The sequence below is a fragment of the Pararobbsia alpina genome (assembly GCF_965118125.1).
In the GTDB taxonomy this organism is placed as follows: Bacteria; Pseudomonadota; Gammaproteobacteria; order Burkholderiales; family Burkholderiaceae; genus Pararobbsia; species Pararobbsia alpina_A.
In genome coordinates, this window is sequence record NZ_OZ221288.1 from 2,787,944 (window position 1) to 2,804,203 (window position 16,260).

Sequence of the window (16,260 nt, forward strand, 5' to 3'; positions counted from 1 at the left end):
TTCAACGCGCGAGCACATCTTTAAGCGACGCATGACGCGTGCTGAACGTGGCGATCATCACGATGCCTGCGAACGCAAGCCACGCGCCGAGGTGCATCGTCGCAGGGATGCCGAAGTGATCGACGACGGCACCGCCGACAAGCGACCCCGACGCAATCGCCGTTTGCACCGTGCTCACGAACATCGATGATCCAGCTTCAGGCTGGTCCGGCGTCGAAAAGCTCATCCAGATGCTCAGGCACAGCGGAATGGCACCGTACGCGATGCCCCAGGCGATCACCGCGGCCGCGACACCCGCGTGCGAATGCGCGAGCAGCGGCAAAGCAATCAAGGCCAGCATGACGAGCGCGACCATTGAGCCGAGCGAGCGCTTCAGATGGTGGGCAACGACCGTGGAAATCGCAAAGTTCGCGATAAATCCTACGACGCCGAAGGCCAGCAGCAGGGCCGTCACGGCAGCCGGTGTGAACGACGCGCTTTGTTCGAGGAACGGCGCGATATAGGTGTACGACGAGAAGTGCGCACCGAAGCCAAGCAGCACGACGAGCAGACTCTTGAGCAAGGTGCTGCGGCCCAGCAGCGAGCGCAGGTCCTGAAGCCGTACGGCCGACTTGGGCGGCAGCGACGGCAAGAAGATCGCCTGTGCAGCGAGGGCGAGCGACGCGAGGCCCGCGGTGGCGACGAACGCCATGCGCCACGAGCTCAGCTCGGCGATCAGGGTGGCGAGCGGCACGCCGATAACGGTCGCGAGCGTAATGCCCATAAAGATCGTCGCACTGGCCTGAGCGGCGCGTTCTTCGCTGGCGAGTTGGCCCGACGCACCGAGTGCGACCGTCCAGAAGCCGCCAAGACTCATGCCAAGCACGAAGCGCCCGATCAGCATGACGGCGAAATTTGGCGCGACGGCTGAAATCAGGTTCGAGGCGAGCAGCAGTGCGGCAAGCAACAAGAGAATGGCGCGGCGGTTGATTCGGCCGGCTGCAAGCAGCAATGCAGGCGCTGAGAAGGCCGCGACGACCCCAGGTGTGGTAACCATCAGCCCCGCGATGCCGGGGGTGATACCGAGGTCGTGTGCGATCGGCGGCAGTAGTCCGACGGGCAGATATTCCGTCGCGACGAATGCGAATGCGCCGACAGCCACAGACAGTACGGCGAGCCAGGACGGCGAGCGCGTGGCAGCGCCTGCTGCGGGGGAAGTCGAACCCGACGGATGGGGTGTGTTCGTCCCGGTTGACGTGACGGGGGTGGTGTCCATAAAGCCTCCAGAGAGTGGGGGCGCGCGTGCTTCGTAGCGGGTACCTATGCGGGGTATCAATGCGTGATCGCATCCCGTCGCGTATCGCAAGACATCGCGCGCAATGGAGGCAAGCGTAGGGGGAATCATGGGGAATAGGGTTCCCCATGGCAGCGCCTTGCGGGCACGTGCGCGCCGACTCGGATACGATGGCGACGACGTGAATGCAGTCTCGAGCGAGGCTGAAGCAGGGCCCTGATGCCACGCCGCTCCCGGATTGACGAAACTGTTCAGCGTAGAGGTTCGCTGCCTCGCGTGCGTGCTTAACAACAGAGACCTTTCATGGCCCTTGGCAATATCAACGACATCGCAACATTTGTCAGCGTGGTCAAAGCCGGGAGCTTTACGGTCGCGGCGCGGCAGCTGGGTGTCACGCGTTCGGCGGTCGGCAAAAGCATCGCGCGCCTCGAAGACCGTCTGAATGTGCGCTTGCTCAACCGCACACCGCGCAGTCTGAGTCTCACGGACGATGGGCAGCTTTACTTCATACGATGCAGCGAGTTGCTGGGCGAACTCGAAGAGATCGAGGTCGCGATGGCAGCTCGCAGCGAAAAGCCCACGGGCATCCTGCGACTGAGCTTGCCGCCTGCGATCGGGCACAAATACTTGACGCCCCTGATCGACGTGTTTCTGAAAACATGGCCTACGGTCGACGCGGAGGTCAGCTTTACGGATCGCTACGTCGATCTGATCGACGAAGGCATCGATGTGGCGATGCGGATCGGTGACCGGCAGCCCGATTCACGTCTGATTGCGCGTCAGGTCGCGCAGCAGTGCTTGCCTACTTCTGCATCGCCCGCGTATCTCGCCGCGCATGGAACGCCGGCCACGGTCGCCGAGCTGGCCGATCACCCATGCCTGTTCTTTATGAGCGCCGGGCGTGCGCAAGCCTGGCAGTTCAACGACTCCGCGACGCCCCATCATGCGGGAAAGCGCCGGCTCCAGATGGATAGCGCCGAGGCGTTGCTTGCGGCTGCCGTCAACGGCGTCGGGGTCATTCACTTGCCTGATTACCTCGTGAACGACGAGATTCGGGCAGGACGTCTCGTGCGCGTGCTTGACGCGTTTGACCCGCCGCCGGACCCCATCCGGCTTGTGTATCCGACGCGGCGTCATTTGTCACCGAAGGTGAGGCTGTTTATCGACTTCGTCATCGAACAGTGGGGACAGACGCCGCCGTGGATTCGTTAGCACCGCATCCGGTCGTGCCCTGAATTCGGTAACACAAATGGGCAGTACACCTGATGACGCTGCGCTTTTGTTTCGTTAGAATCGCGACTCCGCAGTGCCAGGATTGCGTTTTGCATACCGCAATTCAGTGAGCACGCACAGTCAGAAATACGAGCGACTGGCACGGTTCTAGAGTGTTTGCCGATCTCGTACGTTTCATTTCGCGCTACAGGCTGCCGACTGGAAGCTTTTCTCTTTTGGGGGACGGAAATGAAAACCGATACGCATACGCAAGGCGAAATCATCACGCGGTTGGCTGCCGAAACCCAGGCGCCGCGTGATGTCGTCGAGCGCGAATATCTCGATTCTTTACACGACCTTAGCGATGGTGCGCGCGTGCGCGACTACCTGACGCTGTTCGCATCGAAGCGCGTCAAGCGCAAGATTCACAACCAGAAAGAGTCTTAAGCGGTCGCATGGGTGCGAGCTTGACGCTCGCATCGTCGACCGCGGAGCAATATAGCGCGGGGTCGTCCGCAGATCATTGAGATCTTGCGGCGCGTGCGTTCGCGTGTTGAGGTTATGCACCTGCACCTGCACCTGCACCTGCACCTCGCCGCTCGGGCTTTGCGCTCGCGTCGCATCGAGCGCGCGTATATCGGCTTGATGCGTCGAGCGGCGACGTATTCGCACGCCCCTAAGTTCTCTCACGCACCGTGGTCGCCGTACCCATCCATCTGTAACGATCCCGGTGGCATATAGAGCGCCCATGGCTTGCGCGCTAAGCAGTCGACGAATGCTCGATTGACGCGAAACCGATGCAGGCAACAAAAGCCCTTACGCATCAGCCAGTTGAAAACGGTCTCCGACAGATATCCACAGCTTTCTGCACAGAAAATGTGGATAAGGTGGCGCGATCCCAAGTTGTTCACAGCGGCTTGGCAAGCTCGTCCAGGCGTCGACAGTTAGACTGCTTCTGTATTAGCGTGCGAATGCATCATCGAGTACGTCGCAGTCTGGCCTTGACTCGCCCGATGCATCGCTTCCTCTTCGACTCAGGACAACCGCCACCATGCCGATCCGTCACATCGTGCTTTGCAAGTTCCGTCAGGACATTCCCGCTTCCGCCCAACAGGACCTCATTGGCCAGATCGGAGCACTCGGAGCCATCGACGGCATCCGTTTCAGCCACTTCGCGAGTGGACGCAATGTGTCGGAAGAGAACCTGTCGAATGGCCTCGAACTTGGCTTCTCGATGGAATTCGCCAACGCCGCGGACCTCAACGCTTACCTGATTCACCCCGAACACCAGAAGCTCGGCGCGGCACTTGTCGCCATGCTCGAGAGCGGCACCGACAGCATCTGCGTGTTTGATATGGAGTTGAATCCTTCCGCGTGAATTCAGCGAATCAGCTCGCCTGAGGATAGTTGGACGGAAACAGCGCGCGTCGCGCTTCTTCGTCCATCTCCTGCTTGAACGTGAATTGCTTGTTCAAGTCCTTGGCGCGCAATGCGGCAGGGCGACTATCGATCGCCGAATACCAGCGCTTGACGTTCGGATACGCAGCGAGCGGATCCTCGGCGCCGGCGAACACCACCCCGGCTCTGCCGATCCATCCCCACGCGGACATGTCCGCGATCGTGTAGCTATCGCCGACCAGGAATTCGCGATCCGCGAGACGGTCGTCGAGAATCTGATAGTGCCGCGCTGCCTCACGACGATAGCGGTTGATCGCGTACGGCAGCTTTTCCGGTGCCGCGTGCTGAAAATGCACGGCTTGTCCCGAGTAGGGCCCAAGACCCGACGCGATGAACAGAAGCCAGGACAACAGTTGAGGCTCGTCGGCCTCGGTGCCGAGAAACTGTGACGTCTTCTTCGCGAGATAGAGAAGGATGGCGGTCGAGTCGAACACAGCGGCTTCCTGACCTCCGGGACCGTCCGTATCGACGATCGCAGGAAGCTTCCCATTCGGATTGATCTTCAGGAATGCAGCTTCGTGCTGCTGGCCCTTTCGCGTGTCGACCGGAATGACTTCGTACGGAAGGTGTGTCTCTTCAAGCAGCAGCGCCACTTTTGCGGGGTTGGGCGTCGTGTGGAAATAGAAGCGAATCATGATGTCCTTATGGAAGGTTGCGATCGAGGCCACTCAAGCGTGGATAGCGAAGGTGGCTCGAAGTCAGTGAGGGTCCGCGCTGCGGCCCAGGCTTCCAGCGTGGCCGGAGTCGCCGTGTTTTCTTTCGCAGTGGCCGTGCCTTCTTTTAGCGCTTCGACGTAGTTCGGTCCCAGGTTGTCGTTGGTTACACCGGCTCGCGAATACGCGGGATCGACGCCGGACGCGCAGCCATACGCACACGCATGCGCGCAGGCAGACGCAGGTATCGCCATCAGATACTCCACGCGGATTGAACGCGGTGACGAAAGGATATTCAATCCAGGAGTCACGCAGCACCCGTGAATGCCTTGATTGCCGTCATGCTCTGATACGTTTTAGTCCATTTTAGATCATAAAAGGTATTAAAAGTATCAAGCCCGCCTCGTATAGTGCACCCACTTACTGACGAACGCGAACTGACGAAACGTCTTTCCGAAGTCGCTTGTTCAAGTCCATGCACTTCAGGCCGGCATCGGTCCGAAGGGCTTACCGCTTTATGCTGGAGGAAATCATGCAATACGTCTTCGATGTACTGAATCGGTCGGGCCTCTTGAAGCGCGACTTCGATTACCACCTCATTCGCGCTGCGATGGTAGTGATCTTCGCGTGGTTTGGCTATGACAAGTGGTGGCAGTCCGAGATCACTGGACTGCTGCCTCTGATCACGCACGGCCCGCTGATCTTCTGGATGCCTGCTGTCCTGGGCCTCAAGGGGACAAGCATTCTGCTGGGCACCGCGGAATGGACCTTCGGTTCTTTGTTGTTCCTCGGGTTCTGGAACAAGAAGCTCGGCGCGCTCGGCGCACTGGGCGCTACGTTCAGCTTTATTGCCACGTTCACGATCTTCCCGTTTGTTCCGGGTGCCTGGGAACCGACGGCCGGTGGGTTTCCGGCCATGACGCTCGTATCGGCATTCCTGTTGAAGGATCTGGTCTTGCTGGTGGTGGCGATCTACTTGCTCAAGCAGGATCTCTCCCGGGTCGTCGAGGCCCAAGGTTCTGCGGGTGGGCGGGATACGCACGCCTATGGAAAGGTGACCGCGTGATCGATGTGAATACGGTGCTCCAGGCCTGCGGTTCAGAGGTCAGGGGCACTGCAACGTTCGTTAAGCGCAGCACTGCGCGCATACGTTTTTACAGCAGACCTTTGGTCTTGAGCGCCAGCGCCTTCAGGCCGCGGTGAATCCCGATCTTGACCGCGGATTGCGAGAGCCCGGTCATTGCCGACGCTTCGACGACCGAGAGTCCGTGGAGCTTGACGTGCATGATCGGAAGACGCTGCTTGTCCGGAAGCATCTGCAGCAGCCGGCCGATATCGCTGCGCGCTTCATTGGCCTGCGCATCACACGTTCCGAACAACTCGAGGTGATCGTCGAGCGGCACGTCAAACGTACCGCGTCGAAACCGACAACGAAAATAGTCGAGCAGCTTGTATCTCGCGACCGCATGGACCCAGGCCGTGAGCGGTTGGTCCGGGTCATAAGTATGTCTTGCATTGTGCACAGCGAGCAGCGTCTCCTGGACGATGTCTTCAACGTCATCAGGGCAGTGTTGAAGCCGCTTGCGCAGATAGGCTCGCAGGTGACCAGTCAGTGAGTCGAGAAACTGCCGATACGAGACAGCGTCCCCTTCGAGACCCATCACGAAGAGGTGCCTGAGTCGGTCCTCAATCTCGCGACCGGTCTCTCGGTATGTAGTGCGGTTCATCTGGCGATAAAGTGACATCGAACGGCGAAATAACGGCAGCGGCGCGTGACGGTCATGCAACCCCGTCGACTCGCATTCTAGGTCGCACCGTTTCGTGTTCACAGTGCGCGAGACCCGTCACAACGTCGTCGCGATACTCACGTATCGAACGCATAGACCTTAGGCTCGAAACATTGAGTGTGAGTACATTGGCCCGTATCCTGATTCGTCAGTGCGGCCTTTGGGCGTCCGCTTGACGCGTACAGACCGGAGCCGGGTATTCGCTTCATTTGTGCCTGCATTGCACATGTCGAAGGAGGAAATAAACATGGGCCTTTCGTGGCAGCAAGGACCGTTGTCGTCGGGAGCAATCGGCAAGTTCCTGGTCCCGCAACCGTTGCCGGCGCGGATGCTTTACGTCGAGCCGCTACGGCGACGTATGCGCGTGCGATTCGAAAAGACGTGGATTGCCGATAGCGAGAAGGTGCTGCTGCTCTTCGAGCCGACCCGGTACCCGGTCGCCTATTTCCTCGAAAGCGACATCGTTGAAGGCGTGTTGGAAAAGTCCGGGCATGTGACGCAGCATACCGACCTTGGCGAAACGACTTGGTACTCCGTGCGTGTTGGTGATCGTGTGGTGCAGCGAGCGGCCTGGCAACATACCAATCTGCCGGCTCACGCAGAAGATCTCAAAGGCCGTGTCGCCTTCGCATGGCGTTCGATGGACGCGTTCTTCGAAGAGGACGAGCGGATCGTCGGCCATGCTGCCGATCCTTATCACCGAATCGATATTCGCCAGACGTCGCGACAGCTGATCGTCAAGCATGGCGAAACGACGATTGCGCAGACGTCCCGTCCGCAGGTGCTGTACGAATCCGGGTTTGCGCCGCGATGGTATGTGAACCGCGAAGACATCGATCTGGCCGCGCTGAAGCTGGCGGAGAACAAGACGTTCTGCCCGTACAAGGGTGTGTGCAGCTACTTCGATATCGGTGACGTGCGGCTCGCCGCGTGGTCCTATCCGGAGACGTACCCTGAAGTTGCGCGCATTGCCGACTGGATCTCGTTCGAGGCGAACAAAGTGGATGTCTATCTGGACGGCGCGCAACTGCATCTTGAGCCGGGTCAGCAGGTGGTGCCGCATGGACCCGATCGCGAACTCACGCTGGAAGAACTGGCACTGGATAACCGCAAGCTTTGATGCGAGACCCGGCAAGTGCTCGCCGGGTCTTGATCACTTAAGCCTTTTCAATCTTTTCGATTTTTTCGATCCTTACAGATTCGATTCCGTCAGCTTGTCTTGCGTCTTCGTCTCGAAGTCGCTTGCGTCATGACGTTCGCGAAGTTGTTCTGAAGGATCGCCGCTCGTGCGGTTGACCATGCGTCCGCGCTTCACGGTCGGACGTGCCCAGATCGTTTCGGCCCAGCGTTGCACGTTCTTGTAATCCTGCACGCTCAAGAACTCGGCCGCGCCGTACTGCCATCCTTTCGCGAGCCCGCCATACCAGGGGAAGGTCGCAATGTCGGCGATCGTGAATTCGCTGCCCGCGAGATATTCGCTTTCGGCAAGGCGCCGGTCGAGCACGTCAAGCTGACGTTTGACTTCCATCGCGAAGCGATTGATCGCGTATTCGTTTTTCGTCGGCGCATACGCGTAGAAATGCCCGAAGCCGCCACCGAGATACGGCGCACTACCCATCTGCCAGAACAGCCAGTTCAACGTTTCCGTGCGGGCGGGAATGTCCTTCGGCAGGAACGCATTGAATTTCTCGGCCAGGTACACGAGGATCGAACCCGACTCGAATACGCGGACCGGCTTGGCGCCGCTGCGGTCCACCAGCGCGGGGATCTTCGAGTTCGGATTGACGTCCACGAAGCCGCTGCCGAACTGGTCACCTTCGCCGATGCGAATCAGCCAGGCATCGTACTCAGCGCCGGTATGGCCGAGCGCCAGCAGTTCCTCGAGCATGATGGTGACCTTGACGCCGTTGGGCGTGCCCAGCGAGTACAGCTGCAAGGGGTGCTGGCCGACGGGGAGCACTTTCTCGTGCGTCGGCCCGGCGATCGGACGATTGATGTTCGCGAAGCTGCCGCCGCTAGGCTGCGTGTATGTCCAGACCTTGGGAGGCGTGTATTCGGCTGAGTCGCTCATGTCGTTTCTGCAATCGGTTTCGGAACGGAAAGGCGAGCATAGCGCGAGACGCAAGAGCGTGCTTGAGCACCCCGGAGTCGACCTGCTGGCCGTGCGTCTTCCAGGGGCGGATCAGCGATACCGCGGGGCCTGACGGGGATGGGCGGTCGGATGCGAGGGCACTGCGTGGGCGTACATCATGTCGCCATGGCCTCACTCGTCGTAGGGATTCACCACCGCAGATAGCGCGGTGCGATGGCCGCACCGAGACCCGTCGTCGCCGTGATCGCCAGCACGTACCAGACAGCCCAGAACGGGACTTCCATTTCGGCGCAGTTCAACGAATAGACGAGCACGCCCTGTGCACCGGCAAGCACGCCGGCCCCCGCGCCCGCGAGCGCGAGACGCGTGGGCGCCAGCGCCTTCATGGCGCGCAGCGTCGTGACAAGCGGCGGCAGCGAGACGAAGACGATATTGAAGGTTGCTGTCCTCCACGTGGTCCCGAGCACGAGATCGAGCCGGTATGCCTGCGGCACGGTCAGCAGCAGGCAGCACGCGACGCCGATCATCGTGACGACGGGCGCCGCTACGGCGAGCCACGCACGGCTGACCTCTGCCCCGGGGCGGCCCAGAAGTTCGGCGAGCTTCATTGCCGCAACGATGGTCGCCAGCGGGAAGGCGAGGCGTAGCCAGAACATCGGAGTCAGGATTAATTCGGGCATGTCGCTGCGCACGCCGTACAGCACGACAAGCAGGGTGGCGCTTCCGGCCAGACCGTGAATCAGCGCCGTGCCGAGTGCATCGGCGACGACGCTGCGCTCGACGGGCGATACGTCGCTCGCGAGCCGATTGACCAGATCACGCGTTTTCATGACCGGCTCGTACGGTCTCCGAGCAGGTAGTCGATCGAGATCAGTCCCGGTCCCCATGCAGCGATGCCCAGTGCCATGGCGGCCCACGTGATGTGGATCGGCCAGCCGTCAGGAACAGTCAGTTCGATGATGCAGGTCATGAGAAGCAGGCCGATCGCTGCGAAGCGTGTGCCGATGCCCAGCGTCAGCAGAACCGGAAACCCGACTTCGCCGCACGCCGAGAGAAACGCAAAGACAGCGGGCGCAGGAAACGGATACGGTCCGCCTGGAAGATGGATCTTGAACTCGTCGGTGAACAGATCGATGGCGGTGTCGTTGAGCTGGAGGAACCCGTGCCATTTGAGGATGCCCGACTTCCAGAACGGGACAGACAAGGCAAGCCTCAGCGCAAGCTGCACGAACCAGGGTTGCGCGAATGCCTCGACGAGACGTCGGGCCTGGCCCACGATGCGAACGACGGCAGACGAGGCCTCGGGTTTGGCGGTCTGTGGTGTCGACATGTTGACTACTCTCCTAGGTTGATAGCCGTGAACACGCCGGCCGAGATCGTTGCGGTAAGAATCGTTGCCAGGTCGAACGACGGCGTCTCTTCGAATGCGGCTTCGACTGCCGCATGGAAGGGCTGACCCTGGATGAGCGTCTGAAGGAACGTGGCGCCGCCGGCCGGCAGGCGCGAGACGACAACCTCGTTATCGGGTCGTGTAATCAGGGCATCTTCGGCTTCGGCCGACTGCATCGTCCCGGTCGGCGCCTCGACGCGGTTCATCGCGAAGATGGAGACTGCTGGGTACGGAGAGCGGACGATCCGCGTCGCCGGATGCGGCACGAATCGGACTTGAGCAAGCCGCTCGGGATCGATGGAGGCAAGCGCGGTGGCTTCGAGCGGACGGGCATCGGCCGCATGGTAAGCATCCAGCCACGCGCGTTCGATGCGGGCCGTATCTGCGAGCCAGGGCATGTGCTGCGCGTACTCGTACCACTCGATAAACGCTGGGAATTCGCGACCATATTCAAACAGCAGCGGCGAAAAAGGCGGGGTCGCGCGGACATGAAAGCGCGCCATGGCCCTGAAGAACTCGACGCCTGTAATCCGCTGGACGGCCGGATAGATCGACGCAAGGGCGTCGATCAGGCTGACTGTGACGTTGTTTCGATAGACGTTGTAGCGCTTCGCGACTTGCTTGCCGTTCGCGGCCACGACGTCGGCCGGCGCGGGAAGGGTCGGTGCGATCAGGCCGGGTGCGAAGGCGGCTGCGTAGTCTTGCGCCGCGCGTTCCAATGAAGGCTCAGCCATGATGACTGACCTCTTCTTCCGCAAGGGCGTGCGTGGTCGACATCACGTGTTGAGCCGTCTGCGCGTGCGCGCGCAGCTCAGGCCATGCCGGAAGTTCGCTGTCCCACTCAATGAGTGTGGGCGTCGGCCCCACGCGCTCGATCACGCTTCGATACAGGTCCCAGACGCGGGCGTCGACGGCCCGGTTGTGGCTATCGATGAGCAAAGGCTCGCCTTCGTCATCCTGCTGTTCGACGTGACCCGCAAGATGAATTTCGCCGACGTGTTCGAGCGGAAAACTGTCGAGATAGGCTTCAGCTGAGAACCCGTGATTCGTCGCGGAAACGAACACGTTGTTGATGTCGAGCAGCAAGCCGCATCCCGTCCTGAGTGCAATCGCGCGCAGGAAATCGGTTTCGCTCATCGTCGATGATGCAAACGCGATGTACGTAGCGGGATTTTCAAGCAGGATTGATCGACCGATGGCCTCCTGGACCTGATCGATGTGTTCGCAAACTTGCCTGAGCGTGGCGACGCTGTAGGGCAAAGGAAGAAGATCGTTAAAGAAGGTACCGCCGTGGGACGACCAAGCAAGATGCTCGGAGACGAGCATCGGTTCGTACCGTTCGACAACGTCCCGAAAGCGTGCAAGGTGGCCGAGGTCGATGGGATCTTGCCCGCCGATCGACATGCACACGCCATGCACTGAAATGGGATAGCGCTCGCGAATCGCTTCGAGCGCACGATGCGGGGGGCCGCCGGCGCCCATATAGTTTTCCGCATGCACCTCGAAGAAGCCTTCCGTCAGCGGAAGCTCGAGGATGGCCTGCAGATGTTCATGCTTGAAACTGGTGCCGGCGAGCGCGGGCGGACGAGAGGTCAGCCCGGGTGGGCGGCGTGACGTGCCGGAGCCTGGAGTTCTCACGATGTCGTTCATGCCGCCCTCCGTGGTGCTGATGCGTGATTACGACTTGATTGCCGTGAGCGAGCCGTGGCCACCGCCCGGCACTTGAATGCTCGTGCACGTGCCACCTTGGACGAACTTCCACGAATTGCCCTGGAAGTCCATCGTCGACGTGCCTTGGCAGGTCGTGCCCGGGCCTGCTGCGCAATCGTTTTGTCCCTTCAGTGCGACGCCGAAGCACTTTTCCTTATGAGCGGCGACGGCGGCCTTGGCTTCTGCGTCGGTAAGCGGAGCTGCGCCGGCGGTCGATGCGATCAGGCTTGCAACAGCGCCAGCGAGGAGTGCAGCAGTGACGTTGGTCTTGGCGGACATGAGAATCTCCAAAAGGTCAGGATGGAAGGTATCCGTGCTGGATACACACGTAAATTCGGGCCGTTTCTCGTGCTGGTTACACGCACTCAAAAATTATTTCAGTTTTTGCACGAGTGAATCCGTGGCCTGTGCGGAATCCGGACGCAGAGCAATGAAATCCAGACGCGGTGTAACCGTGCGGGCCGATCCGACGAACTAGTCGTCGTGGGCGGACGCCTGTGTCACTCCGGACGAATGTGTCATTCCTCAATGTGCTGACGCAAACGTTGTCCGGCCCATCTGCGCACAACACCATCAACAGACCTATAAAACAGACCTATCAGGCAGACCTATCGGGCAGACCTATCCAGCAGGCCCATAAAACAGGCCTCTGGAACAGACCTGTCGATGCACGGGCCGGGGAAATCATGAAATTTGAACGCTGGAGTATTCGGGCAAGGCTGTTCACGGGCTTCGGCGTCGTGCTGCTCGCCCTGGTCGCACTGTCGGTCATTGCGATCCTGCAGGTGCAGAACGTCCGGGAGCGGCTCGACAGCATCATCGATGGCAATGGCGTCAAGGAGCGCTACGCCATCAACTTTCGCGGCAGCGTGCACGATCGATCGATTGCGCTTCGTGATGTGATCCTCGTGGACCCGTCCGAACTCCCCGCGGTCGTCGGCAGGATCAAAAAGCTCAAGGGCGATTACGGCGAGTCCGCTCAGCCGCTGGAGGGTGTTTTCCTTCAAGGCGATAACGCCACGCCGGAAGAGAAGTCCATCTACGCGCATATCAAGGCGGCTCAGGTCAGAGGCGACCCGCTGATCGATCGTGTCATCGCGCTTCAGGAGTCCGGCAAGACCGACGAAGCACGCAGGCTGTTGCTCGATACCGCGCGTCCCGCTCTGGTCGAGTGGCTCGCCGCGGTCAATACGATGATCGACTATGAGGAATCGCAGAGCGCGGACGAAGGCGATCAGGCGCGCAGTATCAGCGCGAAATTCACGCTACTGATGGCGGGTCTTGCTGCAATCGCTTGTGCATTGACCGTCGGCGTCGCCTGGTTTGTGTCGCGCAACGTGGCGCGCACGCTCGGCGCCGATCCTCGCGACATGATCGCCTTTGCTGAAGCGATCCGGGAAGGGGACCTTGCCAGTCCGTCTCCCATTCGCGACGACGATCGCGACAGCGTGATGGCGACCGTCACGCAAATGCGAAACAGCCTCGCCCAGCTTGTCGAACGCGTGCGTGGCGCCGTCGATGGCGTGGTGCTGGCAAGTCGGGATATCGCGGATGGCACGGCTGACCTCGGCACGCGCACGAACAGTCAGGCAGCGGCGCTCGAGCAGGCGACCAATGCGCTTGGCGAATTCGATGAGAGCGTGTCGGCCAACGCGACCAACGCGGGACACGCCAACAAGCTGGCCAACGAGGCCTCGCTGACCGCAGGCGGCGGGGGCGAGTCCGTTGGCCGTGTGGTCGAAACCATGACGGGTATCCGGACGTCGTCGCAGCGCATCGGCGAGATCGTATCTGTCATCGACTCGATTGCATTTCAGACAAATATTCTTGCGATCAACGCTGCCGTGGAAGCCGCCCAGGCCGGAACGCACGGAAAGGGCTTCGCCGTCGTGGCCAGCGAGGTTCGCGTATTGGCACGCCGCAGCGCAGAGGCCGCAAAAGAGATCAAGACGCTGATCGAGGAGAGCAATGCGCGCGTCGGCGAAGGCGGTCGGCTTGCCGATATCGCGGGCTCGACGATCGAGGAAGTCATTGCCTCATCGCGCAACGTCACGTCGATCATGAGCGAGATCAACGACGCGTGCGTGCAGCAAGCCTACTCGATCGGCGAGCTGCGCGACATGATCCGTCACGTGGAAAGCAGCACGCAGCAGAACGTCGCGCTCGTGGAGCAATCGGGGGCGGCAACGGCGCTGCTGATCTCGCAGGCCGACTCGTTGCTTGAAGCGGTCAGCGTGTTCAAGCTCGCGTCGGCATGACGGCGGCCAGTCGTTGGCCTGTCGTTAGCCTCTCGTTGTCCCGACGTCGGTCTGATTCGTGCACGGCTGATGATTGAAGGCGGAACGCTCTGTTGAGCGGCATGATGTTGGGCGATCGGCGTCGCCCACGGTAGCATACGCAGTATTGGCACGGCGCTAAGCGTGCCGCGACGCATCAGGGCGTCGAGAAAACTGCGAAGATATCCACCGACATGTCGCGCCTTCCGTACACCGCATCGTCGCTCCGGCTGACGCTCTCTTCACAATACCTGCGTGCCTTCTTTGCGGAAACGCAGACCGATATCGACAGCCAGCAGCGTCTTCTCGAGCGTGCCGGCATCGCTCACGATACGGTCCATGCCATCAACGGCCGTATCACCGAGGGGCAGTTCTCCGCGCTCTATCGCGCCATGGCTGCGGAAAGAAACGACGAGATGCTGAGCTTGTTTCCGCGCAGCATGCCCGGTGGTGCGATGAAGTATGCGGGCTACATCATGATCGCGGCGCCGACCATTGCCGTGGCCTTTTATCGCTACACCCGGTTCCTTCATATGCTCACGAACGACTTCGAAGTCGTCGTGCGACGTGAGGGCGATATCGGCAGGTTGTATATCGTCGAGCCGGACGGTCCGCGTCTGTGTAAAACGCTCGGACTGGAGCTGATGCTCAAGGTCTTCCACGGGCTCATGTCCTGGCTCATCGGGCGCAATATCCCGCTCGAGTCGGTGGACTTTGCGTTCGATGCACCGCCTTATCTCGACGACCTCAACGCGCTGTTTCCCGGACCGCTTCGTTTCAATCAGCCTCAGTGCGCCATTCGGTTTGATGCCGCGCTACTCGACCTCAAGTTCCAGAGGACCGAGCACGAGCTCAGGACGTTTCTTCTGCATCAGCCCAGTGACTGGTTGTGCTCGCCCGATGCGAAACAGCCGATCACACATCAGGTGCGCACGTGTCTGCTCGAAGGCGATATGGGCTCGCTCGGCGCCGCCGAGGTTGCAAAGGCACTCAACATGTCGCTGCGCACGTTGAGCAGGCGGCTCGAGAATGAACAGACGTCGGTCAAGGAAATCAAGGAAACCTTGCGTCGCGACCTCGCGATTCACCGCCTGACCCAGACCACCGACGCGATCGCCGAGATCGCCTCCGATCTCGGGTTTCGGGACATCGCGTCGTTCTATCGGGCGTTTCGAAGCTGGACCGGCGTGGCGCCGGGTTCGTACCGGCGCTCGCTTCAGAGTGACGGGAGCACCACCGCACCGGCTGCGTGAGCCTTCTTGATCTCGTTGATCGACTGCACGCTGCCGGCTTCTGCCGCGACGGAACCTTCGCGGCTCAATACGGTGTCCAGTTTCGAATACAGGCGCTCCGGCGAGTCGTCGGCCGTGCCGATGAAGACACCATCGGTCAGCGTGACATGGGCCGCTTCGAAGGTGCCGGCCCCGGCGCACAGAATCGTTCGCGTCGGTGCGTTCTCGTGAGCCAGTACCAACATCGCCGGCACTACGGATTCGGGCGTCAGCATGTCTGCGATCTCTTCGGAAAACAGCCCTTCGGTCATGCGCGTGAATGCGGACGGCGCGAGCGAGTTGACCTTGATGCCGTACTTCGCGCCCTCGAGGGCCAGCGTCTGCATCAGCCCGACTACGGCCATTTTCGCGGCGGCGTAGTTTGACTGACCAAAGTTGCCGAACAGTCCTGATGACGATGTCGTCATGACGATCCGGCCATACCGCTGGTCCTGCATGATCTGCCAGACTGCCTTCGTGCAATGGACCGAGCCCATCAGATGCACGTCGATCACGCGCCGGAAATCGTCGAGGTCCATTTTGGCGAACGTCTTGTCGCGAAGGATGCCCGCGTTGTTGACGAGCACGTCGACACGACCCCAGGCGTCCATCACCTGGTCGACCATCTTGCGAACCGCTTCGTAGTCCGTCACCGACGCGCCGCTCGCCATGGCTTCACCGCCGGCGGCGCGGATTTCGTCGACGACCTGCTGAGCGGCGCTGTGCGTTCCGCCCGCGCCGTTGACGTCGCCGCCCAGATCATTGACGAGCACTTTGGCGCCTCTCGCCGCGAGGGCGAGTGCGTGCTGCTTCCCCAATCCGCCGCCGGCGCCGGTCACGATGGCCACGCGGCCGTCAAAGCTGAGTTTCATTGAATGTCCTGTTCAATATCAGTGGTTTGATTCGAGGCTTGATTCGCGCTTTGATTTGAACGCGCAGAAAAGCGCCGCGACAAGTATTTTGAAACCGACGGTGTGTCGATCCCTACTGAAAAATATGGGAAAAGAATAAGTGCTTTCCTGATCCCGGCGTTCAGTGTCAGGGCAGAACATACCAAAGCCGATTGAGGATTTACCCTGAGATTTACATTTTTGGCGGGGAAGGAAAAAGTTTGGCGGGTTTTGCCAATGGTGAGGCA

General features: G+C 60.6%; 17 protein-coding genes. 7 read left to right on the plus strand and 10 right to left on the minus strand.

Translation table 11 applies throughout. The features are described from left to right. Position 1: 1 nt before the first annotated feature. Entirely contained in the window at positions 2 to 1,255 is a 1,254-nt protein-coding gene (locus ACMFWR_RS30420) for an MFS transporter (RefSeq protein WP_413196097.1), read from the minus strand. A gap of 321 nt (positions 1,256 to 1,576) precedes the next feature. On the opposite strand from ACMFWR_RS30420, the gene ACMFWR_RS30425 reads away from it, so the two are divergent. The 3 genes from ACMFWR_RS30425 (at position 1,577) to ACMFWR_RS30435 (ending at position 3,863) form a co-directional block, all read left to right on the plus strand. Then, a complete protein-coding gene (locus ACMFWR_RS30425) occupies positions 1,577 to 2,485 on the plus strand; it encodes a LysR family transcriptional regulator (RefSeq protein WP_413196098.1) in 909 nt (302 codons plus the stop codon). A 249-nt stretch (positions 2,486 to 2,734) separates the two neighbouring features. After that, a complete protein-coding gene (locus tag ACMFWR_RS30430) occupies positions 2,735 to 2,932 on the plus strand; it encodes a DUF3562 domain-containing protein (protein ID WP_413196099.1) in 198 nt (65 codons plus the stop codon). 604 nt (positions 2,933 to 3,536) lie between these two features. Next, positions 3,537 to 3,863 carry a Dabb family protein gene (locus ACMFWR_RS30435; RefSeq protein ID WP_413196100.1) on the plus strand — a complete coding sequence of 109 codons (327 nt, stop codon included), beginning with the start codon at positions 3,537 to 3,539 and terminating at the stop codon, positions 3,861 to 3,863. Between the two features lie 10 nt (positions 3,864 to 3,873). Here the strand turns inward: ACMFWR_RS30435 and ACMFWR_RS30440 are convergent, their stop codons facing one another. Beyond that, positions 3,874 to 4,578 carry a glutathione S-transferase family protein gene (locus ACMFWR_RS30440; RefSeq protein WP_413196101.1) on the minus strand — a complete coding sequence of 235 codons (705 nt, stop codon included), beginning with the start codon at positions 4,576 to 4,578 and terminating at the stop codon, positions 3,874 to 3,876. Between the two features lie 550 nt (positions 4,579 to 5,128). Here ACMFWR_RS30440 and ACMFWR_RS30445 point away from each other — a divergent pair. Beyond that, a complete protein-coding gene (locus ACMFWR_RS30445) occupies positions 5,129 to 5,662 on the plus strand; it encodes a DUF417 family protein (RefSeq protein WP_413196102.1) in 534 nt (177 codons plus the stop codon). An 88-nt stretch (positions 5,663 to 5,750) separates the two neighbouring features. Here the strand turns inward: ACMFWR_RS30445 and ACMFWR_RS30450 are convergent, their stop codons facing one another. Beyond that, positions 5,751 to 6,323: a sigma-70 family RNA polymerase sigma factor gene (locus ACMFWR_RS30450; protein ID WP_413196103.1), complete on the minus strand. Its 573-nt coding sequence runs from the start codon at positions 6,321 to 6,323 to the stop codon at positions 5,751 to 5,753. A gap of 307 nt (positions 6,324 to 6,630) precedes the next feature. On the opposite strand from ACMFWR_RS30450, the gene ACMFWR_RS30455 reads away from it, so the two are divergent. After that, positions 6,631 to 7,503, plus strand: a complete 873-nt coding sequence (locus tag ACMFWR_RS30455; RefSeq protein ID WP_413196104.1) for a DUF427 domain-containing protein — start codon at positions 6,631 to 6,633, stop codon at positions 7,501 to 7,503. 72 nt (positions 7,504 to 7,575) lie between these two features. Here the strand turns inward: ACMFWR_RS30455 and yghU are convergent, their stop codons facing one another. The 6 genes from yghU to ACMFWR_RS30485 form a co-directional block, all read right to left on the minus strand. Next, positions 7,576 to 8,454 (minus strand): glutathione-dependent disulfide-bond oxidoreductase, encoded by an 879-nt coding sequence (gene yghU, locus ACMFWR_RS30460; RefSeq protein ID WP_413196105.1) that lies wholly within the window; start codon positions 8,452 to 8,454, stop codon positions 7,576 to 7,578. Between the two features lie 209 nt (positions 8,455 to 8,663). Then, positions 8,664 to 9,305: a DUF1109 domain-containing protein gene (locus tag ACMFWR_RS30465; protein ID WP_413196106.1), complete on the minus strand. Its 642-nt coding sequence runs from the start codon at positions 9,303 to 9,305 to the stop codon at positions 8,664 to 8,666. Further along, positions 9,302 to 9,805, minus strand: a complete 504-nt coding sequence (locus tag ACMFWR_RS30470) for a DoxX family protein (protein WP_413196107.1) — start codon at positions 9,803 to 9,805, stop codon at positions 9,302 to 9,304. Before ACMFWR_RS30470 ends, ACMFWR_RS30465 begins: the two co-directional genes overlap by 4 nt. Before the next feature lie 5 nt (positions 9,806 to 9,810). After that, complete coding sequence (locus ACMFWR_RS30475) at positions 9,811 to 10,599, minus strand: putative DNA-binding domain-containing protein (RefSeq protein WP_413196108.1); 789 nt, start codon at positions 10,597 to 10,599, stop codon at positions 9,811 to 9,813. Next, a complete protein-coding gene (locus ACMFWR_RS30480) occupies positions 10,592 to 11,515 on the minus strand; it encodes a DUF692 domain-containing protein (protein WP_413196109.1) in 924 nt (307 codons plus the stop codon). The genes ACMFWR_RS30475 and ACMFWR_RS30480 overlap by 8 nt, the downstream gene beginning before the upstream one ends. A gap of 27 nt (positions 11,516 to 11,542) precedes the next feature. Then, positions 11,543 to 11,854, minus strand: a complete 312-nt coding sequence (locus tag ACMFWR_RS30485; RefSeq protein ID WP_413196110.1) for a DUF2282 domain-containing protein — start codon at positions 11,852 to 11,854, stop codon at positions 11,543 to 11,545. Positions 11,855 to 12,090: 236 nt separating this feature from the next. Here ACMFWR_RS30485 and ACMFWR_RS30490 point away from each other — a divergent pair, with 236 nt between their 5' ends. Next, the gene (locus ACMFWR_RS30490) at positions 12,091 to 13,833 is read left to right on the plus strand and encodes a methyl-accepting chemotaxis protein (protein WP_413196111.1); all 1,743 of its coding nucleotides are present in this window, start codon (positions 12,091 to 12,093) and stop codon (positions 13,831 to 13,833) included. 212 nt (positions 13,834 to 14,045) lie between these two features. Then, positions 14,046 to 15,104 carry an AraC family transcriptional regulator gene (locus tag ACMFWR_RS30495; RefSeq protein WP_413196112.1) on the plus strand — a complete coding sequence of 353 codons (1,059 nt, stop codon included), beginning with the start codon at positions 14,046 to 14,048 and terminating at the stop codon, positions 15,102 to 15,104. On the opposite strand, the gene ACMFWR_RS30500 is transcribed toward ACMFWR_RS30495, so the two are convergent. Next, positions 15,068 to 15,994, minus strand: a complete 927-nt coding sequence (locus tag ACMFWR_RS30500) for an SDR family NAD(P)-dependent oxidoreductase (protein WP_413196113.1) — start codon at positions 15,992 to 15,994, stop codon at positions 15,068 to 15,070. The genes ACMFWR_RS30495 and ACMFWR_RS30500 overlap by 37 nt on opposite strands. Positions 15,995 to 16,260 lie beyond the last annotated feature (266 nt).